Source organism: Arthrobacter sp. MYb221, assembly GCF_002979835.1.
Classification (GTDB): Bacteria; Actinomycetota; Actinomycetes; order Actinomycetales; family Micrococcaceae; genus Glutamicibacter.
In genome coordinates this window covers 12353-34157 of record NZ_PCPW01000017.1, presented here as the reverse complement: position 1 = coordinate 34157, position 21805 = coordinate 12353, and the positions used below count along the sequence as shown (strand labels likewise).

Sequence of the window (21805 nt, the reverse complement as noted above, 5' to 3'; positions counted from 1 at the left end):
AGTAGGACGCTAAACCACTGGTCGGGTGAGATATTACACCTTTCAATACGAAAACGAGTACATGCCAGAGCAACGCATCAGGGCACCAGAGGGCATTGACGACGCCTAGGAGAATGGAGGTCAGCGGCATTTGACCGATTTTGGATCTAGAGCCGTCAATTCTTTGCTCCCGGAGTGCCAAAAAGCAGCCGATGCGCAAGAAACCGGCTTCAACATGATCAGTCAGAGTGTGCCTTCACCTCATAGGTCTGCCGCCTCCAGCGGCAAGATTCCCCCACTTCTCGTAGATAGCGCGTGTGCGCATATCCGAGATCCGAATGAGAGGATGTGAGCGTCTCCGCTTCCAGCCGGCGGTCCCCGCGGTGAGCAGCGTCATCCTCGATGGCTCTGCGCATCGCCTTACCTGGGCCCGAACCGTGAACTGCGCGGTCGACAACCGCGAGATGTGGCGATCTATCAGCGTAACCCCGAAGATCCGTCCCCGGGAATCGCGAACCGTCTACCGCTCCCTGAAGCGTGCGGCCTCAATGTACTCGGCGCTGGACTCCGGTTGCCCGAACTACTGGGGAACCGTGGCGAGCAGACGCGCGACGTGAATTGGCACGTGCCTAGCAGGCCCTGCGGCCCACGCACCTCCGTTCATGCAACCTGCAGTGGCGTGATCAAAGCGATCTGCTCCCCTGCGATGTCCTCTGCACGATCGAGCTCGTAGTGGCTCTGCAGGTTGATCCAGAAATCCGCCGATGTGCCGAAGTACTTCGCAAGCCGCAACGCGGTATCTGCCGAGATCCCACGCTTGCCGTGCACGATCTCGTTAATGCGCCGCGGTGGCACTCCGATCGACACGGCGAGCTTGTTCTGCGTAATTCCGAATCCCTCGATGAAGTCCTCCATGAGGACCTCACCCGGATGGATGGGCTCCATCTTGTCAGTGGTAGTCAACGATCTCCACCTCCTCTGGTCCGGCGGCTGTCCATCTGAAGCAAATCCGCCATTGGTCATTGACACGTATGCTGTGTTGGCCGACCCGGTCGCCTTTCAAGGCTTCGAGCCGATTGCCCGGCGGACTTCGCAAGTCGTCCAAGTTTGTCGCGGAACCCACCTGGCGGAGCTTGCGCAACGTCACCCGGAGAATCCGAGGATCAATGGACGGCACGCGCTCACGACGCCACAGACGCTCGGTTTCCTTGCTGCCAAACGATCTGATCACAACACCAGCATATAACGGAGTGCGTCAATAACGCTAGACGTTAAACCTGAATTCAGCCACGTTCCGGTACGCACAACATCCTGAAAGTGGGTGCTTGCTCTAGCGGTCGGGCACGGCGAAGCGCTCAGTGCATTCGCCTCACGGATGGCCTTGTCTGAGTCTCCCCCGGAGTCCTCGCCCAGTAAGTTCAGTGGCGACTGGCCTAAGTGGTCCAGTAAGAACAGAGAGAACGCCGCATTTCACTTCCGATTCGTTCTCTTAGAACGAGTGGCTTCCTCTTCCCGTTGGTCGCGCAACGCGGTCGCTACAGTCGTAAATAAAGCGATAAACAGTGCAATCCAAAGGTTCTCTACGACTTCTACCGGCGACCTACCCGATAGGAGGCAATACATTCCAATCAGCAATCCCATACCAACAACGGAGATACCGAGGTATAACGCCACGCGCTGCATGGCAAGCCGCGAAAATTTTCTCACGTCAAATACCTCCCAATTTTAGATGCTTCTGAATACCTCACTCAGGGTAGGGTGCGATTCTTAGCGGAGCAAGTTGCCCTGCCCCTTGTACTTAGTCAACAGCTCTGCGGGAAGATGGCAGGAATCCTCAGGGAAACGCGCGAGCCGATCCTGATGCTCTTCGGCGCTTCGCACATAGTTGGCAAGTGCCAGTACCTCTACGGCGATGCGCTCAGCATCATCCCATGCCGCGATGAAGGCCCGAGCCTGCTCGAGGTGGACCGGCGTAGTGGAATACACTCCAGTGCGATACTTCTTGCCGAGGTCCGGTCCCTGTTTGTTCACGCTGTAGGGGTCGATGATCTCGAAGAGGTAGGCCATCAGCTGCTCAACACTCACAACCGTCGGATCGAATCGTGTTCGTACGCATTCGGCATAACCGTCATAGTCGCCGTCGATGCGCTGGCTAGTGCCGTTGGCCCTTCCAGCCTCGGTGAACGCCACGCCGGTCAGCGTCGCGATAAAGGCCTGCACACCCCAGAGGCAGCCACCGGCCAGATAAAGCTCCTCAAACTCACGCTCCGCATCCATATACCGATCCTACTGCCGCCTGCGCGGCAGTCCATCAGTGGGCGAAGTGGAAGTCAGCCAGGGTTTTCCCGAGTAGCTACCTGTTCTGACGAACTGTTGTCAGTTCGACCCGGTCATCTCCTACAACGTCACAAGTGATCGTCGTGTCGACGATTGTGAAGCTACTGCCCTGGGTGCAAGTTGGTTCTATCCCGCCGGCTTGGAAGTGGGCCTCGCCGCCTTCAACTGCCGACAGCAAACGGATACGGTCCGCAGAGCGCAACCCGTGATCGCTGTTGTAGGGCCGCGGAAATTTATGGAATTGATCGCCTTGAATCATGATTGAGCAGCTGCTCTTCGTATCGCATTTCGTACTCCACCTATCGCAGGCGGTCAATGGGAGGATGAGTGCAGCGATAGCGGTGGTGGCAATGATTGCTCGGGTGGGATGTCGCATGGGCTTAGCATCTCTCTTCAACAGGGGCTTGGATTGAACTCGCTCCGGGTGATGACCAACGAGGTTCTCGCGAGACTGGTCTAGCTCGGATTCATAGCGCTTGGCCCATTTGGCCTACCGATCGCCGGACCGAGCTTCGAGGGCTCATTGGGCACAGGGATCAATGCAGCCCAGCTCGTCTCCGAGCAGTGCGCGGTCGGCAAGTAAGGGGTATCAGCACCGCGAATTTAGCGGCGCGCAGACGGGCGTCGACGTCATCCTGAGGGCCCGAAGAAGTCCGGATCCGTAACGGGTTGCAATAGCCACGCAAACGGGAGTAGTTCGCCTTGCGAAAGATCGCGACGGCAGAGCTCCGGTCTCGCACGTCCAAACCGCGACCTGCGGAAATCTCCACCTGTTCGGCGTATGCTTTGGACTCTTTGACATCCTCACCCACGAACACCGCCTGATAAAAATGAGGACCGGCCCTGGACCTACCGAGGCAGGCGGAACCGGTCTTAGTGCTTAAATCGTACGCGAGCCCATTTACATGAGGCAACGCGGGCGACCGCAGTAGTCACAACCTTCGAGGCTGCTACATGTTGTTAGCTTGGTGGCGTTCACCGTGACACGCATGTAGTAGACCGAAGGACATCAATTGCTGCACGAAAATCGATCCAAGTACACGCAGTCACGGCCCCGATTGCCGAAGCACCCAGGGCCGATTCCGAAACGTACGTTAGGAGACGTTAGCCCCGAACGTGATTAAACGTTGAAGCAGAACTCCACGACGTCGCCATACAAACCAACCTACTTTGGACGGTCACCTTTGCCGTTGCGGTCAAGCTGCAGCGGCGTGCACTTGAAAATCTCCACAAATACTAAACTACCGGAAACATCGAGCATGATTCATGCGCACGGAAAGGCTCGGCGCTCACAAGGCCCGCAAAGCACAAGCCTACCGGGCGAGGTCGAGCGCCTATAGCCAACTCGTCAATTACAACACCGTGAGCGTGGACGTGGGCATCTTCGGGTGCACCCAGAGTATTATCTGGGCAAGCGATGCCCAGGCTCAGCGCCAAAGGATACGACCGTCGTCAGGGGGCTTTGTAGACGACACGGTCTTCCTCGGCCCTATGCGCGATTGGCCAGTTCCGCCGTCGTCAGGCTATACCTGTGCGGACGTGGTCAACTCCATCATCTCCCTCGCATAGGTCTCGCCGTCGATCTCTTCATCGTGATACTGACGCATGAGTTCGTCGATTCGGGCTTGCAATTCTACTTTGTCCATGTTGACCTCCTGATTGTTTGCACTTTACGTGGACCGGCTGGACACAACTTGGATTCGCCAACTAACTTAGCGGCCCCGAGAGACAACCCTCTGACGGGCATGTGGACGACGGGACTACGGAACCATTTCGTCCTCAGCTTCGCACCAATGGTCTCCATCGTGTCCAAGCTCCAGACGGCAATGCACCCCTCCGAACTTACGCCGGCCGAACGGGAAGTACAGAGCGTCGCACCACGTACCTGAATCCGCCATGTGTCCCCTCGATCCGAAGCGGCACTCGGGAAGTACCGCCAACGTCCCAAAGCCTAGTCGACGACTTCAAAATACGCACGCGCCTCGGCCTGCAGGAACGGAACCGACTCTTACCAGGCAATATGAGTTGAAACAGAACTTAATTAGACGATGAATCTAAATTTCACCTCATTCCATAACCGGATAACCTTTGGTCCAGATACGGACTGATGGCTGGTAGGTTGCTAAAGTTCTGTTGTCTTCCCGCGGAGTTCGTCATACTTTTGACGGGCAGCTGGCACCGCCGCAATCAGGCTCGCGAGAATTTGGCGTGACGCTGCCAGGAGCTCGTGGGCTTCCGGTTCGAGATAGTCTCGGTAGAGCTCCTGCTGATTGTTACCTTCACTTCTCCACTCTTCGGTCGTAATACACGTGTGAAGCCGCCCCGCACCGTTTGGCATAATCTGGATGGCGAGGGCCATGACCCAAGTGAAGGTGTGCTGTGGTTGGTTCTCCCCTACGATCATCAACCCAGCCTCGTAGGCAATGAATTCCCCCGGAACCCCTGGCCGATTGCGCCGGCCTTCCGGCGGGATAGCAGTTAACCCTGGATACGTGTTGAAGACAACGCCCGGCCAGGCAGAAATGAGCTCCGACCGTCCCATGAGCTCTTCACGCCATATTTTGAGCACGGGCTCCGCCGCCTGAATCACTGCCTCACGGTCGATGTCCGCGATTTGTTCAATCTCTTCTAGCGATCTCAGCCGCTGTGTGAGATCACCGGAGCGTCGCGGTTGAATAATTGAGGTGGCCGCCAGCATCGGCCCGGGCAATGACTCGGGCTCTGCCGGCGATTCAAGGGGATACAGATCGAGAATGCGGTTGTGGAAGCCAATATGAAGCACTTCTACGTCATCGAAGCCGGCCAGCATCGTGAGCAAGGCTGGGATCCGATCGTTCGGGAAAGCATCTCCTAGCACGACGCCAGTGAGAGCTTTAGAGATGTCGAAATAGTGAGGTTCCGTGGACAGGTCTGTTCGGACCAGCCTGAATTCGGATTCACTGGCCCAATCCGCGTGCTTGCGAAAAAAGACACGGTCGCGATGAACGTGTGCGTATCGTAGCGCGACGGCATCGATCCCGAACTCCTCAGCCTGCTCAAGGCTAATGCCGTGGGGTCCGACCCCAAATTCCGCCCGGCGATACCGGACGGGTCCATAAAATTGATGGGTGGCGTTTTCCTGTGCAGCCTCAAAAGCGGCTACAAGCCGATCGCGATCGAACCGAAGACAGACACCCGTATGACCGGCTCCGTAATGCGCCCACAGTGACAAATGAGCCCAACCACGGAGCGCATCTGAATGCATTAGCGAATCCGGCAATTCCCAGTCCTGCGTGAAGCACGCCACCTTCGAATATCCGCGGATGTAACGGTCAATGTCTTCCCAAATTGAATAGTAGCCGTCTGCGGGAATTTCGTTGTGGCGAAGCTCACCCTCAAGATTGGGCCAAAGAGGCCTTGACTCCCAAAGATCATTCGTCCCTTGGAACGGCGACATCCGAATACTTCGGTTGGCAAGAATTCCCAGAATGGCAGCGTCCGACGACGTGTAGTGATAGAGGCTTGACGTCAGCACTTTTGGAGCGCTGTCCAACTCCTGCTCTAGAAATTCATCGGCTTCGTCACTGTTGATCAAGTTAGTCCTCCGATTCCAGACAACGAGTTCACATTACCTTTCTATGGGCAAGGGAAGCCAATAGAGCTTCGTGCCAGAAAGGAACGCAGCGCCACATTGACCCTGAATCCAACCACCACGTTTCACAACAGTGCAACCTCAGAGTACGACCTGAGCTAAACCGTCGTGGACCGGCGGACGCGCTCAACGCCGAGGGCCTCACAACCGCAATCGGCGCACCGTGGACGTCGGATTCCGTCGTCAAGGTGCATTCGCGCTTCACTGCCGTCTGAGCGGTTCAGTCGTCGTTCGGCAAGTACCAGCCGTGCTCGCGGTGTCGAGGCTCTGGAGGGTTCGGGTTCTCGCACTCATTGGCATTGTTCGCACGGCGCGTCATCTCGTCGTCATAGCGGTGCAGCTCGTCGTAGAGATTCGACGCCTCGCCAACATCCCCGCTGGACACGTAGCGCTGCCTCAACGCCTCACGCTCATCCTCTAGTTCCGTGTCGGACAGTAAGCGGAGGCTACCCAAGCCGCGCGCAATGGAGTCGAATATGCCCATGGCTGAGATTCTGTCACGCTGGGGGCTGGCAGGCAATCTAGGCCTGCAAACGCCTGATTGTGGCGGAACTCCAAGACGTTCCGCAGCCGGATAACATTTAGTCTCCTATACCTTCGGAGGTGCCGACAGGCTCCTAGAGGGAACAATTCGCAGACATGACCCGTATAGTTCCGGCATTTTTAGGTGACACTTCCGGAAGGGGCTAAGCTCAGAAACTTCAGCCGAACACAGACCATTTCACATTGGACGTGGCCTAGCCACTGCCCAGTCGGCACGATACATCGTCGAACACCCTTGCTCGCTACTTACCCTTAGTAGGGTGAACACGTTGTGCTGAGGCCATTCAAGCTATATGCTTGCGGCCTCACCTGCACCCACTCCGAAAAGCGCCAGCACGCATCTCAGATACTAAAGCGCAGCTTCGAGTTCCTCCCAGGAGTACCCGAACATATAGTCCTCATCCTTACCGTTTGAGGCCCATATCTGAGCTGCGTCATAAACACTCAGTGTCTCGCTGACACCATCATCGTCGTCATCGTCATTTTCTAGACCGTAGTGACAAGCAAGGCAGTACAGCTCGGAATAGACAAACCTCTTCTCCAGAGGAGTCCCACAATTGGGGCAAGGGGACGTTTCGCCCTTGTTGGCATCGATCTCGTCCCAGCTCTTTTCCTTCTTCACAAGAAAATCAAAGAAATCCAAAACCCACCGCCCAATAAGTCTCGCCGAAGTGTGCTCTGGCATAAGAATCACCACCGACGACTAGAGCAACCGGACTTCCCGACACAGTCATCACCCCATACGCCTACTAGGCGTTGCCTCCACGGGTGTAAGACAGAATCGGGACCATCTTTACCTCAGTTCGGCCAGGACCGTAGTGCTGCAAACGCGAGTGTGCCTTGACCGCATGCTCGGTCGGAGATTGCTTGGGGACCTCCTTACCGATGCTCTCGAACGTCGCCGTAAACTCCGGGACATTCTCTATGAGAGCCGAGCTGGCCTGCTTGATTCCTTCTTGGGACCTCCATGCCAAGAGTGCGAGCGCACCAACAGCCGCAGCACCGCCAACGGCGAGACCTGTCTTGACCGCTGGATGCTTCTTGAATCGCCGCCAACGGGTAGGAGTATCGCTCATAACCTGTTCGCAGACATCCTCCTCAAGCTTCCGCGCTTCATTGGGGTCAGACTTAGCTGTCCCGTCCCTTGGCGGCTCAGTTCGTGATGGCTTGAGCGGCTCCGCCCTATCGAACTGGTCTTCTTGATCTTGATCTGGCATCCAAATTGGCCCTTTCTTCTGCCGGACTGGGTGGCGAAGTGCCTCATTAGGTACTCATACGGATCACCCAGCAGGTCGTCTCCCTCGGCTTTGGAGCCGGTGAAGTCTATGTCCTGGAAGATGCCGATCAGGTTCGAGACCTTGACTTGCAGGTCCTTGCCTGAGCCTAGCTTAGAGGGATGGTCGAAGTTGGCGTTGTTGATGACGCCCTGCAGATTGTTCTCTTCGGCGAGACGCCGAATGGCGATATTGACCTTCTCGCCGACGTCGGGCTTGCCCTTGAGGGAGATCAGGTTGTCGAAAGAACCGTCGTCGAGGACGTAGATTAGCGATGCATTGTCGGCCTCAAGCCTTGTCCGAGACGTATTTCACGAACAGGAGGGTGAGGACGTAATCCTTGTACTGGCTGGCGACCATCGAACCACGCAGCTCGTCAGCGCTGCTCCAGAGCGAGGAGTACAGATCTGATTTCTTTAGCTCCACAGTTTAATCTTTCTACGTTCAGATTCTTTTATCTTCGGCCGAGGACAGGCTTCCCGGGCCCGTCATCACTGCTCAGGGGTTTCCGCTGCCACCGCCCGGGTCAGGGATCGCAGCGCTGCCGCTCCGGCCCCAGACGTCGACCTCCCTGGTCTGTAACTTCCAGAGCCCACCAACCTCGCGTGCCGACACGGAACGTTAGGCGATCTAGGCGTACACGGTCTCCTTGGAACTCCGCTCAGTCGACGTTACTCGTCGCCCACCCGTATACGAGTGAATTTGAAACCCTCTTCTCGCGCAAGGGGCAAGATCTGTACCTTTATCTCCTGGCGCAGTTGCTCAAGTGATTGCGAGAAAAGCTCGAAATCTGAAACTCCTGACGTCACGACTATCTCGTCGATACGGACGTCGGACAGCTCTGCAAAGAACCTCAGTACAGCCGTTTCAATCCCCTGCAAAGCTTTACCGAAGCGAGTGTCCATGTCGTAAACGCTCGCGCGCAGTTGAACCAGTTTGACCCTCAGGGAATCCAGTGCGCTGCGAACTTCTGCGGGGAACTCACAGGAACCATCGACGTACATGAACCGGTGGCCGTCAAGCCACAATAAGAGGTCTCGCGCCAGGTCATGCGACTGACGCACCCCACCAAGTTTGAGCAGGCTCTGCTCCAGATCGAGCCCCACGAGACTCGACGCGCGCTCTTCGTGCTCCCGCTTCCAAGCCAGCAGCAGTTCAGCAGGAAAACCTTCGGGATCGGCGTCGGCTCGAACGTGACATGGAAGGCAGAGCCATATCGCATTCCCTTCGTCCCCCTGCTTGAGCTTGGTACCGTCAGGCAGGACAACTTCGGCATCCCGACGCGGCCCGGACTTTGCGGCCGGGAGGATGTGCGCCGCTTGCGCGACCGCCCTCGGCTTCCCCTTCGCTGTCTGAAATCCGGTCACCCTCAGGCACTCAGGGCTCGAGCAAATGTACATCGCTTTTCTTGCGACTTCGCGCCGAACCGACACAACGAACTCAACGCGTCGCGCCGTATCAGCGGTCACTTCTTGCCTTGGCCCGCAGACGCTATTCCGCTAGACATTGAACCTAAATTCAACCACGTCGCCGTCCTTCATGATGTATTCCTTGCCTTCGATGCGCGCCTTGCCCGCGGACTTGGCGTTGGCGATAGAGCCGACCTCAACCAGGTCCTCGAAGCCGACAACCTCGGCCTTGATGAAGCCGCGCTGGAAGTCGGTGTGGATGACGCCGGCGGCCTCGGGAGCGGTGGCGCCCTTGTTGATGGTCCAGGCGCGGGTTTCCTTCGGACCAGCGGTCAGGTAGGTCTGCAGGCCCAGGGTGTCGAAGCCGACGCGAGCCAGCTTGCCCAGACCGGACTCGACGATGCCCGCATCTTCCATCATCTCTTCGGCTTCGTCTTCTTCCAGCTCGGCGAGTTCGGCCTCGAACTGCGCGTCCAGGAAGATCGCCTCGGCCGGGGCGACCAGCGCCGAGAGCTTGGCCTGCATCTCGGTGTCGGCCAGTCCGGCTTCATCGGTGTTGAACACGTAGATGAATGGCTTGGTGGTCATCAGCTGCATCGGGGCGAGCTCTTCGAGATCCACCCCGTCGGTCTTGGCCGCGGAGTACAGGGTCTTGCCCTCTTCGAGGATCTTCTGCGCATTGAGCACCGCGTCCACGAAGGACTTCTCGATCTTCTTGGTGCGCAGCTCCTTCTCCAGGCGCGGCAGCTGGTTCTCGATGGTCTGCATATCGGCGAGGATCAGCTCGGTGGCGATCGTCTCGATATCCGAGGCCGGGTCGACCTTGCCGTTCACGTGGATCACGTCGTCGTTGACGAACGCGCGGGTGACCTGGCAGATCGCGTCGGCTTCACGGATGGTGGCGAGGAACTTATTGCCCAGGCCTTCACCCTCCGAGGCGCCCTTGACGATGCCGGCGATGTCCACGAAGGACACGGTGGCCGGCAGGATGCGCTCGGAACCGAAGATTCCGGAGAGCACCTTCAGCCGCGCGTCCGGCAGCGGGACGACGCCCACATTGGGTTCGATGGTCGCGAACGGGTAGTTGGCCGCCAGCACCTGGGCACGGGTCAGCGCGTTGAACATGGTGGACTTGCCGACGTTGGGCAGTCCGACGATTCCGATAGTAAGAGCCACGGGAGGAAATTCTACCTTTGCTTAGGAGATGCGGGAAATGAAGTGCTTAGCGGGTTTCTGATGAGCGCCGTCCGCCCAGGGCCCGGGCGTCGTCGCCGGATTCCTTGAGCTTGCCGCGGATTTCCTTGGGCAGCGAGAAGATGATGTCCTCCTGGGCGGTGGTGACCTCCGCGACGTCGGTGAAACCGTAGTCGGCGAGCAGGGCCAGCACCTCCTGGACGAGCACATCGGGCACCGAGGCGCCGGAGGTGACCCCGATGCTGGACACGCCCTCGAACCAGGTCTCGTCCACCTCGTTGGCGAAGTCCACCCGGTAGGCCGCCTTCGCCCCGTGATCCAGCGCAACCTCGACCAGGCGCACCGAGTTCGAGGAGTTGGCCGAACCGACCACGATCACCAGCTCCGAGCTCGGGGCGATCTCCTTGATCGCCGCCTGCCGGTTGGTGGTCGCGTAGCAGATGTCATCGCTGGGCGGATCCTGCAGGTTCGGGAAGCGCTTGCGCAGCCGGCGCACGATCTCCATGGTCTCGTCCACGCTCAGCGTGGTCTGCGAGAGCCAGATGAGCTTGTCCGGGTCCTTCACCTGCACGGTGTCGGCCTCTTCGGGGTTGTTCACGATGGTGGTGACCTCCGGCGCTTCGCCGTAGGTGCCCTCGACCTCTTCGTGGCCTTCGTGGCCGATCAGCAGGATTTCGTAGTCGTTTTTCGCAAAGCGCACGGCCTCGCGGTGCACCTTGGTGACCAGCGGGCAGGTCGCGTCGATGGTGCGCAGGCCGCGGTCCTCGGCGGACTGCACCACCGCCGGGGAGACGCCGTGGGCGGAGAACACCACCAGCGCGCCGGTGGGCACCTCTTCGTTCTCTTCGACGAAGATCGCGCCGCGGGATTCGAGTTCGGAGACCACATGCACGTTGTGCACGATCTGCTTGCGCACGTACACCGGGGCCCCGTAGTGCTCCAGGGCCTTCTCCACCGCGATGACCGCGCGGTCCACGCCGGCGCAGTAGCCGCGCGGGGCGGCGAGCAGCACCTTGCGTTCGGTGACCTGCGAGGAGGCTGCGGCGATCTGCTCGGGAGTGCGGCGAATACGCGGAATCCGAGGGATCGGCAACGAGACCGGGACAGAAGTGGAAGTAGCCATATCTCTAGTCTACGAACCCGGCGCAAGTTAGCGCATGCTCATATGATGCGCGCCACCCTTAACGGGCTGTGAGATCTGCCTCCGTGGCCGTAATCGCTGCTAGCAAGGCAGGGAACTCGGCAGCCTGACCGGGGTGCGCACCACGGCGCCGACGCCATCGGTCCCGTGATAGGCACGGCACACGTTCACCCCGCGCTGCGCCAGCCTGGCCTTGATCTGCTTCAGCGCATCGGGTGAGAATCCGTACCATTGCATATGCATCAGCACCGTGTCCCCGGGGACTGCCGCGCCGGCCCGAGCCACGGTGATCGACTTGGATTTCGCCTCCCAGTCCCGCGTGTCCCGCGTCCAGGTCCAGATTCCCATGCCGCGGCTGTCGTAGCCGCAGCGCACGCTGGCATCGATGGCGCCGTAGGGTGGCCGGCCGAAGTTCGTATGCACTCCGCTGCCGCTCAATTGGGCGCCGGCCTGCAGGCAGGACAGCGGACGCAGGTCCGGATGGCTGATCGAATGGTTGATGACCCATTGCCCCTTGGCCCGGGCCAGCGCCGCGAGGTCCACGCCGTAGCGCGATTTGTAGGAGCCGAGGCAATTACCGGTCGGAGCGAGCACCAGGCCGATGTTGTTGGTCGCCGCATAGGAAATGACCGAGTTGAAGGAGCTCAGGCTGCTCGGGCAGTCGTCGAAGGTCAGCACCACCCGGCTGGTCCGATTCGGGCCGGTGGACTGCGGGGCCGCCGGCGGCTTCGGATAGGTCGTGACATAGCTACCGCTGACCCAGCCGGTGCGCCCGGCATAACTGACTTTGTACCATCCGTTGCCCGCGCGTGCATAGGCCGGGATCGTGCTCCCGCGCGGAATGGTCACCAGAATCCTGTACGAGGTGGACGCTCCGCTGCGCAGATTCAGGCTGTCCAGGGTGCGCACCGTGGCGGCGACTACGTAGGATCCGCTGACGTAGCCGGTATGCCCTGCGTAGCTGACCTTGTACCACCCGTTGGAGGCGCGCCCGGAGACCGGGACCGCGGTGCCTTTGGGGATCGAGATCAGGATCCGATAGGCGGTGGACGGGCCGGTGCGCAGATTGAGGTTGTCGGTGGTGCGTACCTTGGCCGGCAGGTCGATGGACAGCTCCGCGGCCACAGCGATGGCCGCGCTCGCGGGGGCTGCCGCCGCGGCGGCCAGAGGCGCCATGCCCACCAGTAATCCCAAGGCCAAACAGGTCGCGGTGGACGAACGAACAAGATTTTTCTTCCCCAATGGCCACCGCATGATTCTGCATCTCTCTATGTAATTTTCCCCAATTACCGCTCAGTGTCCTCCCCCGCCCGAAGGCGGACAACGGCTTGAGGCAGGATTATCCCAATCGTTGAAAAACGCGCCGCGCACCGCCTGCGCGGCATGAAAATCCGTCATTTTTTGCCCGGATTGTGACCCTGGCACCGCCGCTCGCGCACCCCGGCGGGCACCCTGCAATCCGGCAAATCGTCGGCATTGTGCGATAGTCTCTCATGAGCCACCGGCACGTTTAATCACGGACGGGCCCCGGTTATGCAGGAGAGGACCCATGCCACCAGAAGCGCCGCGCACCATGCCGGCAACGGCCGCGGAGACCAGTGCCGAAAACCCGTGGCCGCTGCGCATACTGACCGAAAAACTGAAGATCCACATCGAGAACTCCCCGGTCACCTGGGTGGAGGGCCAGCTGCTCGAAGCGAATGTGCGCAATGGCCACGGCTATCTGACGCTGCGCGATGTGGACGCGGACAACTCCTTCTCGGTGACCGTCTGGTCCTCGGTGATGCGCAAGCTGGAATCCACCCCGGAGGTCGGCGCACGCGTGGTCGCCCGGGTCAAGCCGAGCCTGTATGCGAAAACCGGGCGGCTCTCGCTGAACGCCACCGACCTGCGCCCGGTGGGCCTGGGCGAACTGCTCGCGCGGCTCGAACGCCTGCGCCAGGCCCTGGGCGCCGAGGGCTTGTTCGCGATGGAGCATAAGCTGCCGCTGCCGGTGCTGCCGCGCACCATCGGGCTGATCACCGGCCGCGATTCGGACGCCGAGAAGGATGTGGTGCGCAACGCGACGCTGCGCTGGCCGGCGGTGCGCTTTCGGATCATCAACACCGCGGTGCAGGGAAACGACGCGGTCGCCCAGGTGCGTGCCGCGTTGTCCGAGCTGGACGCCGACCCGGACGTCGAGGTCATCGTGATCGCCCGCGGCGGCGGCGCACTGGAGGATCTGCTGCCCTTTTCCAACGAAGAACTCATCCGCGACGTCTTCGCCGCCACCACCCCGGTGGTGGCGGCCATCGGGCACGAGGCGGACCGGCCCATCCTGGACGATGTGGCCGATCTGCGCGCCTCGACGCCGACGGACGCCGCGAAGCGCGTCGTCCCGGATTTGAACGAGGAGTTCGCCGGCATCGAGCTCTCGCGCCAACGCCTGGACCGGGCGATCAACAACCTGCTGCAGCGCGAGGCGCAGACCATCACGGCGCTGCGCCAGCGCCCGGTGCTGGCCAATCCGCAGGCCATGATCGACGCGCGCGCCGAGGATCTGGGGCGCTGGCGGGAACGCTCGATGGCGCTGATCCGCCACCGGGTGCAACGCGCCGGGGACGAGCTGGGCCATCTGCGCGCGCAGATGCGTGCGCTCTCCCCGCAGCAGACCCTGGACCGCGGCTATTCGGTCACCCAGCTTGCCGATGGCACGGTGGTGCGCACCGCCGAGGAGCTGCATCCCGGCCAGGGCCTGCGCATCCGCGTGGCCGCCGGCAAGCTGAGCGCCACCGTCGACGAAATTTTCCCGGCCGCACCGGCCACCGAAGCACTTTAAGGAATGACCATGACCGAGCAAATCCCCGAAGATATCGCACAGCTCTCCTATGAGCAGGCCCGTGAGGAGCTGATGGCGGTGGTCAATCAGCTGGAGACCGGCGGAGTGCCGCTGGAAGCCTCGCTGGCGCTGTGGGAGCGCGGCGAAGCGTTGGCCGCGCACTGCGAGAATTGGCTCAACGGCGTCTCCGAACGCCTGGACCAGGCCCGCCGCCGGGTGGAAAACTCGGCCGACTAGTCCGCTCTTGCCTGCCCAGCGGCCAGTATCTTGGCTACGCTGGGCATTATGAGCATGGCATGGTGGGCACTGATCTGGGGTCTGGTTTCCGGGGCCTCGCTTTTATTGGGCGCCGCGGCGGGCTGGTGGCTGAAACTACCGCGGGCTGCCGTGGCCGGGATCATGGCCTTCGGCGCGGGCGTGCTGATCTGCGCGCTGGCCTTCGAGCTGGTCGCCGAGTCCTACGCCACCGGCGGGCTGCTGGTCACCGCGCTCGGGCTGATCTGCGGCGCGCTGCTCTACTTCTTCGCGAACCGGATCGTGGCCAAGCGCTCCCGCGCCCCGGGTTCCGCCTCGGCCTCGGGCAATGCGCTGGCCGTCGGGGCGTTGATCGACGGCATCCCCGAATCGGTGGCTCTGGGTGTCGGGCTGGTCGCCGGAGGCGCGGTGAATCCGGCGATGCTCGTCGCCATCTTCATCTCCAACATTCCCGAAGCGCTGGCCAGCACGGCGCAGCAGAAGCAGGCGGGCAAGAAGGCCGGCGGCATCTTCCTGCTCTGGGGCTCGGTGACGCTGGTCGCCGGGGTGGCCTCCTGGGCCGGGTTCGCCCTGCTTTCGCTTACCGATCCGGGGTGGACCGCCTTCGCGATCGCGCTGGCCGCCGGAGGCATCCTGACCATGGTGGCCGATACCATGATCCCCGAAGCCTGGGCCGTGGAGCACGACTTCACCGGGTTGATCGCCACCGCCGGCTTCCTCACCGCCTTCGCGGTGCATGCCGTCGGCTGAGCTCCTACTTGGTCGCGTCCAGGCGTTTGCGTTCGGCGGCGACGTCGAAGTCGGCCTTCGGCCAGAGCGGGTCGATCTCCCGCAGGGTGTGCAGCAGCAGCTCCGCCACGCAGAGCCGCGCCCGCCATTTCTGATCCGCCGGGATCACATACCAGGGCGCATCCACCGTCGCGGTGCGTTCGATGGCCAGCTCGTAGGCGCGCTGGTATTCGGCGAAGAGCAGCCGGTCCTCGACATCGGCCGGGGAATACTTCCAGTGCTTGTCTTCGCGATCCAGCCGTTCGCTCAGCCGCGCGTACTGCTCCGCGGGGCCGATATGCAGCATCACCTTGTGCAGGTGGATTCCGCGTTCGTGCAGGGCGTGCTCGAAGTCGACGATCTTCGGGTAGCGCGCCTCGATCTGCTGAGTGCTGCTGAGCTTCTGCACCCGGTGGATCAGCACGTCCTCATAGTGCGAGCGGTCGAAGACGCCGATGATCCCCGGTTCGGGGAGCCGCTGCTGAACGCGCCACAAGAAATCGTGGGCCTGCTCTTCGTCGGTGGGTGCCTTGAACGCGTGGTGGTCCACGCCCTGCGGGTCGAACAGGCCCATCACGTGGCGCACGATCCCGCCCTTGCCCGCGGTGTCCATCCCCTGCAGCACCAGCAGCAGCGAGTCGCGCAGCTGCCCGTGCAGCGCGGAGGCGAATAGCCGCTCCTGCAGCTCGGTGAGCTCCGCGGCGATGGCCTCCAGCCGCTTGGCCGCCTTGCGCTTGCTGCGCGGGGCGTCCTTCGGCCACCAGTCGGGTTCGCCGGTGGCGCGCTGGGACAGGTCGACCTCGCCGACCACGCGAAGCCGGGCCAGCAGATTCTGTGGATATTCGCTCATCGCTTCAGCTTAGCGCCAGGCCTAGGCCCGGGCGCGCCAATCCTCGAGGAACACCGAGATGCGGCCCACCGCGTCTTTCAGATCGCGCACCGCCGGCAGGGTGACCAGGCGGAAGTGGTCCGGGGCCGGCCAGTTGAACGCGGTGCCCTGGGTGATCAGGATCTTCTGCGCCTTGAGCAGTTCCAGGGCGAACTTCTCGTCGTCGTGCATCGGGTAGACCTCGGGGTCCAGCTTCGGGAACATGTACAGCGCGCCCTTGGCCTTCTGCACGCTCACCCCGGGAATGGCCTGGAGCAGGTCGTAGGCGGCGTCGCGCTGTTCGCGCAGCCGGCCGCCGGGCAGGATCAGGTCATCGATGGACTGGTAGCCGCCCAGCGCGGTCTGGATCGCGTGCTGCCCGGGCACATTGGCGCACAGGCGCATGTTGGTGAGCAGGTTGATGCCCTCCACGTAGTCCTTCGCCAGGTGCTTGGGCCCGGAGATGGCCATCCAGCCGGAGCGGAAGCCGCAGACCCGGTAGGCCTTGGACAGCCCGGAGAAGGTCAGCACCAGCACGTCGTCGGCCAGCGCCGCGGTGTTGATGTGCACCGCATCGTCGTAGAGGATCTTCTCGTAGATCTCGTCCGAGAAGACGATCAGGTTGTGCTTGCGCGCCAGCTCCAGGATCCCCTCCAGGGTCTGCTTCGGGTAGACCGCGCCGGTGGGGTTGTTCGGATTGATGACCACGATGCCCTTGGTGCGATCGGTGATCTTTGCTTCCATATCGGCCAGGTCCGGCAGCCAGCCCTCTTCCTCGGTGTTCAGGTAGTGCACGGGGGTGCCGCCGGCCAGCGAGACCGAGGCGGTCCACAGCGGGTAGTCGGGGGCCGGGATCAGCACCTCGTCGCCGTTGTTCAGCAGCGCGTTCAGCGACAGCGTGATCAGCTCGGAGACGCCGTTGCCCAGGTAGACGTCGTCCACCCCGATGGTCTGGATGCCGCGGGTCTGGTAGTACTGCGAGACGGCGGTGCGCGCCGAGAGGATGCCGCGGGAGTCCGAGTAGCCCTGCGCGTTGGGCAGGTTGCGGATCATGTCCACCAGCACCGCGTCGGGCGCCTCGAAGCCGAAGGGCGCCGGGTTGCCGATGTTCAGCTTCAGGATGCGGTGCCCCTCGGATTCCATCCGCTGGGCGTGCTCAAGCAGTGGCCCGCGAATGTCGTAGAGCACGTTGTGGAGCTTCGAGGATTGCTTGAATTCTGCCATGGGTACACTTTCTCATGATTGGGGCGGGGCGCGCGCCTTCTGGTCGGCGCATGAACACCCGCCGCGGTTAGTTGTTCAGCAGCTTGTACCGGGTGGCGGCGGTTTCCGGGTCCAGCGCGTCGGCTCCGCTGACCATCCGGTTGATGCCGATCAGCGCCTCCTGGTCCAGCTGCTCGCTGACTTGGTCCACGACGTTTTGCGCCGGCTCGTCGAGGTCCGCACCGGCCAGCGGCACCAGCGGCGCGTCCGCGAAGATCTCCTCGCTGCCCGGGACGATGTAGAAGCCCTCGTCGCCGATGATCGCGTCGGCGGCCCCGAGCACCAGCACCCGATCCAGCGAGGCGCGCAGCTGCCCGGGCAGCTGCTCCGCGGCCACGGTCTTCACCTCGGGCTTGGCGCATCCGGCGTCTTCCAGGGCTTCCAGCAGCTGGTCGCTGGCCGGCTGGGCGCCGATGAAGCTCAGCTCCGGGCAGGCGGCGGCGAGGCTGGGCACCGAATCCACCGCATGGTGCTTGGCCTCGGCGGCGCTCATCACCAGGACCGCGGAGCCATTGGTGCCGCTGGCGGCCAGGCTGCGCGCCGCGGTTCCGGCGGTGGCCGCCCGCAGCTCGGCTGCGGTGGACTCGGCGAGGGCCACGTCGGCGTTGCCGTCGAGCACCTGCTGGTAGGGATCCGCGCTCGGCTGGAGCTCGGTGACCTGGTAGCCGGCCGCACGCAGCGCCTCGGCATAGATCTTTCTCAGCGCGCGCTGGGTGGGGTCCGTCCCGGCGGACAGGGAGAGCTCGATCCCCTTGGATTCTTCGACCGGCTCCGGGGACTGGCTCGTGCAGGCGGACAGCGTCAGCGTCGCGGCGAGGGCCAGCGCGCCGGCGGTGGTGATTTTAGCTAAATTCATCTCCCCTGAATTCTAGGCCAGCGGGTCTTGCTTTTGCGCTAGCGCACGCCGGGCGAGGTCAAACGCAGGATGCTGTCCACCCGTTCGATGCGGTTCAGCCCCAGGATTTCCTCCCGGGTGAACCAGGCCGCTTCGCTGGTGGAGCCGTCCTGCTCGTGGCGCAGTTGACCGCCGAGCAGCCGCGCCCGGTAGGTCACCGCCACGGTCTGCATCGGGTGCCCATCCCCGGAGTAGCGCTTCGCGGCGGGGATGATGCCGGTGCTGACATCGAGCAGGGAGAGCTGGCCCACCCGGTAGCCGGTCTCCTCGTAGACCTCGCGGATGACCCCGTCGGTGGCCTGTTCGCCCAGGTCCACCCCTCCCCCGGGCAAGGACCAGCGCGGGGTGAATCTGGCGTCGCGATGACGCATATCCCACAGCGTGAGCAGCACCTTGGACTCGTGCTCCACCAGGGCGTAGGCCGCCAGGCGGGTGTCGAAGGGTTCACCGGTGGTTTCGGAACGTCGTGTCATAGGCCCCAATATATCGGCCGGGCGCCGCCGGCGGCGGGATCTGCGGGCTGAGGCGAAGCAGAAAACCGCCAAACATTTCAACGAACGGCGGCGGGTATGGTGAAATATTCTTATGTCATCGCACGCAGAGTCTTCCTTCGGCACCGATCTGGACGAGATCGATCGAATCATCATCGACGAGCTGGTCAGCAATGCCCGCATCTCCAATGCGACGCTCGCGCAGCGCGCGGGCATCGCCCCGTCCACCGCCTTGCTGCGCACCCGCTCGCTGGTGGACCGCGGCATCCTCACCGGCTACCACGCGGAGGTTTCGCTGGCCGCGGTGGGGCGCACCGTGCAGGCGCTGATCTCGGTCAAGCTGCGCGCCCACGACCGGGAGAAGATCGACACCTTCCGCCAGCGCATCCCGCAATTGCCCGAGGTGCTCTCGATGTTCCACGTCTCGGGCGGCACCGACTACCTGCTGCATATCGCGGTCGGCTCCACCGAGGAGCTGCGCGACTGGGTGCTGGACAACCTGGCCACCGACGAATCGGTCGGGCACACCGAAACCACGCTCGTCTTCGACCACCAGCTGGGAAACCGCGGGCCGCTGCCCTTCGGCGAGCTCTAGTCCCACCGGCATAGCAGAAGGCCCGCATCCTTGTCGATGCGGGCCTTCGTCATATGGTGTGCTAGGCGCGGCGGCGCTGCATCACGGCGTCCAGGTTCAGCTTCGGCTTGCTCGCTGCCGGGGCTTCGACCGGCTTTTCCGCCGGCGCCGGCGCCGGGGCTTCGGTTTTGGCCACGACGCTGGCGATCGAGGCGCGCTCCTCTGCGCTGACCTCGGCGGCCAGGCGCTTGGCGCCCTCGGCGGCCTTGAGGCTGATGTGCTTGGTCGGGCGCAGCGGTTCGGAGACCGGGATCGGCTCGGGACGCACCCGGGCGACGATTTCGCGCTGCGTCGCCTCGCGCACCTCCACGTAGGTGGGCTTGGGCACATTGGTCGGTTCCCAGGTGGCAGGCTGCTTGACGCCGCCGTCCCCACGGGCCACGCGCACCGCTTCGGCACGCAGTTCCTCGGCGGTGATCGCCGGGGCGCGCCGGGCCGAACCCGGGCGGGCGTCGAAAACCTCATCCTCGCCCGACTTGCGGGTGATTACCTGGTTCGCCTCGTCGGCGAAGGCCGGGGTCTGCAGGGCCTGCTCGCGGGTGGCCTGCAGATGCGCCAGCAGCTTGCGGTTGCGATCACGCACCGCCAGGGCGCGCAGCGTGGCCACCGACGCCAGGGCGACGGCGAAGAAGATGCCCACGGCGGAGAAGCTCAGCGCGGTGAAGGGCGCCAGCACGAGGCCGAGAAGCGTGGCGAGCACCGCCAACAGGCCGAGCACCGCCACCGCCAACCGCCCATAGCGCACACGTATCTTGAGTCCGCTCTCGGCAGACTGCGCTCGCGTTTCGCTCTGTGACGTGCCAGCCATGGGGTCCTCCAACACCGTTTGAACGGTCAGATCAGGTGGAAGCCGAATAGTTAGCTTCCTCGGTCAACACTATGCAACGCCGGGTGCATCGACGGGCAAATTTCTCGGTGTGTCCGCAAGAATTCGCAAGTGATGGGCACTTCTGGGCCCGCAGCGGGCTTTCGGCCAACGGGCGCACCGCTTTATTCGTAGATGCGTTCTAGCATGCTGGAATCCAGCTCCTCGCGGTTTAGTGCAAATGTTCGATGGTCGCGCCATTGCCCGTCGATATGCAGGAACCCCTTGCGCAGCCCCTCGTCGCGGAAGCCCAGCTTGTCCACCACGCGCAGGCTCGGGGCGTTCTCCGGGCGGATGTTGATCTCCATCCGGTGCAGCGCCAAGTCCTGGAAGCAGTAATCGATCACCAGCGCGCAGGCCTCCGGGACCAACCCGTAGCCCGCATGGGCGCCGTCGATCCAATAGCCCAGCGAGGCGGAGCGCGCCGCCCCGTACTGGATCCCGCTGACCGAAATCTGCCCGATGATCGGCGGGTGGGCTCGGTGCAGCTGCGGCAGCGTCATAATCCAGGAGTACCCGGTGCCCTCGCGCGCCGCGGCCCGCTTGGCGACGAGCAGCTGCCGGAAGCTCATCGGCTCCGGCGGACCCAAGGGATTTGTCGGGTCCCAGGGCTTGAGCCAGTTCGCGTTCGCCGAGCGCAGGGCAAGCCATTGCTCCTGATCGCGCAGCAGCAGCTCGCGAAGCAGCAAGCGCGAGGAGGACAACTCGGGCAACGCGGCTTTTCCGCGCAGAAAACTCAGCATGCACATATCGTATCCCCGCGGAGCTCACCTGCACTTTTATGACCCACGGCGCGGGTGGCGCGTAGAGTAAAACCATGAATGCAGCCACTTCCCCACCGCCGGGCGAGAGCAAGCAGGCCCGGCGCGCCGCCGTGCGGGCCGCCCGCCGGAAGATCACCCCGAACAGCTCGGCGCTGCTGGCCGAACAGCTCGCCGCGCGCGTGCTCGATTACCTGGACTCCTCCACCGGAACCGTCACCCGGGTCGGGCTCTACCTGTCCATGCCCGATGAACCGGACACCTCGGTGCTGCTGCCCCGGCTGGTGCAGGCGGGCATCGAGGTGTACCTGCCGGTGTGCGAACCGGAATACCAGCTGCGCTGGGCGCATTGGACCCCCGAGGTGCAGCTGGTGGACAGCGCGCGGGCCCCGGTGCGCGAGCCGGTGGGCGAACGCCACGGCGCGCGGCTCTTCGACACGGTGCACACGCTGTTCATCCCCGCGCTGCTGGTCGACGAGCACGGCCTGCGCCTGGGCCAGGGCGGCGGCTACTACGACCGCTTCCTGCCGCAGGTGGCGGACAAGGCCACCCGGATCGCCGCACTGGTCTACGCGGACGAATACGTGCCCGCCGGAAACTTCCCGGTCGACGCGCATGACCGCCCGGTGGACCTGGTGATCACCCCGGAGCTGGTGCACACCATCGACCCCTAGCCGGT

25 protein-coding genes are annotated in these 21805 nt (G+C 62.7%); 6 read left to right on the top strand and 19 right to left on the bottom strand.

The genetic code is table 11. From position 1 onward, the window contains the following. Positions 1-639 precede the first annotated feature (639 nt). The 8 genes from CQ015_RS16570 to CQ015_RS19635 form a co-directional block, all read right to left on the bottom strand. Positions 640-942, bottom strand: coding sequence for a HigA family addiction module antitoxin (locus CQ015_RS16570; RefSeq protein WP_105650671.1), 303 nt, complete (start codon positions 940-942; stop codon positions 640-642). Beyond that, entirely contained in the window at positions 929-1210 is a 282-nt protein-coding gene (locus CQ015_RS16565; protein WP_105650670.1) for a type II toxin-antitoxin system RelE/ParE family toxin, read from the bottom strand. Before CQ015_RS16565 ends, CQ015_RS16570 begins: the two co-directional genes overlap by 14 nt. 536 nt (positions 1211-1746) lie before the next feature. After that, positions 1747-2256 carry a peptide-methionine (S)-S-oxide reductase gene (locus CQ015_RS16555; RefSeq protein WP_105650668.1) on the bottom strand — a complete coding sequence of 170 codons (510 nt, stop codon included), beginning with the start codon at positions 2254-2256 and terminating at the stop codon, positions 1747-1749. A 1583-nt stretch (positions 2257-3839) separates the two neighbouring features. Further along, entirely contained in the window at positions 3840-3962 is a 123-nt protein-coding gene (locus CQ015_RS19495; protein WP_258138744.1) for a hypothetical protein, read from the bottom strand. Positions 3963-4438: 476 nt separating this feature from the next. Next, on the bottom strand, positions 4439-5890 hold the full coding sequence (locus CQ015_RS16545) for a DUF2971 domain-containing protein (protein ID WP_105650666.1): 1452 nt from the start codon (positions 5888-5890) through the stop codon (positions 4439-4441). A gap of 277 nt (positions 5891-6167) precedes the next feature. Further along, positions 6168-6431, bottom strand: a complete 264-nt coding sequence (locus CQ015_RS16540) for a hypothetical protein (protein WP_105650665.1) — start codon at positions 6429-6431, stop codon at positions 6168-6170. A gap of 408 nt (positions 6432-6839) precedes the next feature. Continuing rightward, positions 6840-7175: a hypothetical protein gene (locus CQ015_RS16535; RefSeq protein ID WP_258138741.1), complete on the bottom strand. Its 336-nt coding sequence runs from the start codon at positions 7173-7175 to the stop codon at positions 6840-6842. 387 nt (positions 7176-7562) lie between these two features. After that, positions 7563-7754, bottom strand: coding sequence for a hypothetical protein (locus CQ015_RS19635; RefSeq protein WP_258138739.1), 192 nt, complete (start codon positions 7752-7754; stop codon positions 7563-7565). Positions 7755-7886: 132 nt separating this feature from the next. Here CQ015_RS19635 and CQ015_RS19630 point away from each other — a divergent pair, with 132 nt between their 5' ends. Beyond that, the gene (locus CQ015_RS19630) at positions 7887-8036 is read left to right on the top strand and encodes a hypothetical protein (protein ID WP_258138737.1); all 150 of its coding nucleotides are present in this window, start codon (positions 7887-7889) and stop codon (positions 8034-8036) included. Between the two features lie 16 nt (positions 8037-8052). Here the strand turns inward: CQ015_RS19630 and CQ015_RS19625 are convergent, their stop codons facing one another. The 5 genes from CQ015_RS19625 to CQ015_RS16500 all read right to left on the bottom strand — a co-directional run bounded on the left by CQ015_RS19625 (position 8053) and on the right by CQ015_RS16500 (position 12684). Beyond that, entirely contained in the window at positions 8053-8190 is a 138-nt protein-coding gene (locus CQ015_RS19625; RefSeq protein WP_374955698.1) for a type I restriction-modification system subunit M N-terminal domain-containing protein, read from the bottom strand. Between the two features lie 245 nt (positions 8191-8435). Further along, positions 8436-9233, bottom strand: coding sequence for a hypothetical protein (locus CQ015_RS16515; RefSeq protein ID WP_146114085.1), 798 nt, complete (start codon positions 9231-9233; stop codon positions 8436-8438). Positions 9234-9263: 30 nt separating this feature from the next. Beyond that, positions 9264-10349, bottom strand: a complete 1086-nt coding sequence (ychF, locus tag CQ015_RS16510) for a redox-regulated ATPase YchF (protein WP_096283047.1) — start codon at positions 10347-10349, stop codon at positions 9264-9266. A gap of 46 nt (positions 10350-10395) precedes the next feature. Then, positions 10396-11490 carry a 4-hydroxy-3-methylbut-2-enyl diphosphate reductase gene (locus tag CQ015_RS16505; protein WP_096283046.1) on the bottom strand — a complete coding sequence of 365 codons (1095 nt, stop codon included), beginning with the start codon at positions 11488-11490 and terminating at the stop codon, positions 10396-10398. A gap of 99 nt (positions 11491-11589) precedes the next feature. Continuing rightward, entirely contained in the window at positions 11590-12684 is a 1095-nt protein-coding gene (locus tag CQ015_RS16500) for an SH3 domain-containing protein (RefSeq protein WP_181150451.1), read from the bottom strand. Positions 12685-13057: 373 nt separating this feature from the next. Here CQ015_RS16500 and xseA point away from each other — a divergent pair, with 373 nt between their 5' ends. From xseA to CQ015_RS16485, 3 genes are read left to right on the top strand one after another with little or no spacing between them, the layout of a single operon-like run. Next, on the top strand, positions 13058-14326 hold the full coding sequence (xseA, locus tag CQ015_RS16495; protein ID WP_105650661.1) for an exodeoxyribonuclease VII large subunit: 1269 nt from the start codon (positions 13058-13060) through the stop codon (positions 14324-14326). Positions 14327-14335: 9 nt separating this feature from the next. Next, the gene (locus CQ015_RS16490) at positions 14336-14563 is read left to right on the top strand and encodes an exodeoxyribonuclease VII small subunit (RefSeq protein ID WP_096283043.1); all 228 of its coding nucleotides are present in this window, start codon (positions 14336-14338) and stop codon (positions 14561-14563) included. Positions 14564-14611: 48 nt separating this feature from the next. Beyond that, positions 14612-15331, top strand: a complete 720-nt coding sequence (locus tag CQ015_RS16485) for a ZIP family zinc transporter (protein ID WP_308727290.1) — start codon at positions 14612-14614, stop codon at positions 15329-15331. Positions 15332-15335: 4 nt separating this feature from the next. Here CQ015_RS16485 and CQ015_RS16480 read toward each other — a convergent pair whose 3' ends face one another. The 4 genes from CQ015_RS16480 to CQ015_RS16465 form a co-directional block, all read right to left on the bottom strand. Continuing rightward, positions 15336-16199: a PPK2 family polyphosphate kinase gene (locus CQ015_RS16480; protein WP_105650659.1), complete on the bottom strand. Its 864-nt coding sequence runs from the start codon at positions 16197-16199 to the stop codon at positions 15336-15338. A gap of 21 nt (positions 16200-16220) precedes the next feature. Beyond that, positions 16221-17441: a pyridoxal phosphate-dependent aminotransferase gene (locus CQ015_RS16475; RefSeq protein WP_096283041.1), complete on the bottom strand. Its 1221-nt coding sequence runs from the start codon at positions 17439-17441 to the stop codon at positions 16221-16223. Between the two features lie 67 nt (positions 17442-17508). Further along, complete coding sequence (locus tag CQ015_RS16470) at positions 17509-18336, bottom strand: glycine betaine ABC transporter substrate-binding protein (protein WP_105650658.1); 828 nt, start codon at positions 18334-18336, stop codon at positions 17509-17511. A 38-nt stretch (positions 18337-18374) separates the two neighbouring features. Beyond that, positions 18375-18848, bottom strand: coding sequence for an NUDIX hydrolase (locus tag CQ015_RS16465; RefSeq protein ID WP_105553079.1), 474 nt, complete (start codon positions 18846-18848; stop codon positions 18375-18377). A gap of 112 nt (positions 18849-18960) precedes the next feature. Here CQ015_RS16465 and CQ015_RS16460 point away from each other — a divergent pair, with 112 nt between their 5' ends. Next, positions 18961-19461, top strand: coding sequence for an Lrp/AsnC family transcriptional regulator (locus CQ015_RS16460; RefSeq protein ID WP_105553080.1), 501 nt, complete (start codon positions 18961-18963; stop codon positions 19459-19461). Between the two features lie 61 nt (positions 19462-19522). Here the strand turns inward: CQ015_RS16460 and CQ015_RS16455 are convergent, their stop codons facing one another. Both CQ015_RS16455 and CQ015_RS16450 read right to left on the bottom strand, forming a co-directional pair. Beyond that, positions 19523-20308: a hypothetical protein gene (locus CQ015_RS16455; RefSeq protein ID WP_105650657.1), complete on the bottom strand. Its 786-nt coding sequence runs from the start codon at positions 20306-20308 to the stop codon at positions 19523-19525. Between the two features lie 182 nt (positions 20309-20490). Further along, positions 20491-21108, bottom strand: coding sequence for a GNAT family N-acetyltransferase (locus tag CQ015_RS16450; protein WP_105650656.1), 618 nt, complete (start codon positions 21106-21108; stop codon positions 20491-20493). Between the two features lie 74 nt (positions 21109-21182). On the opposite strand from CQ015_RS16450, the gene CQ015_RS16445 reads away from it, so the two are divergent. Beyond that, positions 21183-21800 (top strand): 5-formyltetrahydrofolate cyclo-ligase, encoded by a 618-nt coding sequence (locus CQ015_RS16445; protein WP_105650655.1) that lies wholly within the window; start codon positions 21183-21185, stop codon positions 21798-21800. Positions 21801-21805: the final 5 nt, after the last annotated feature.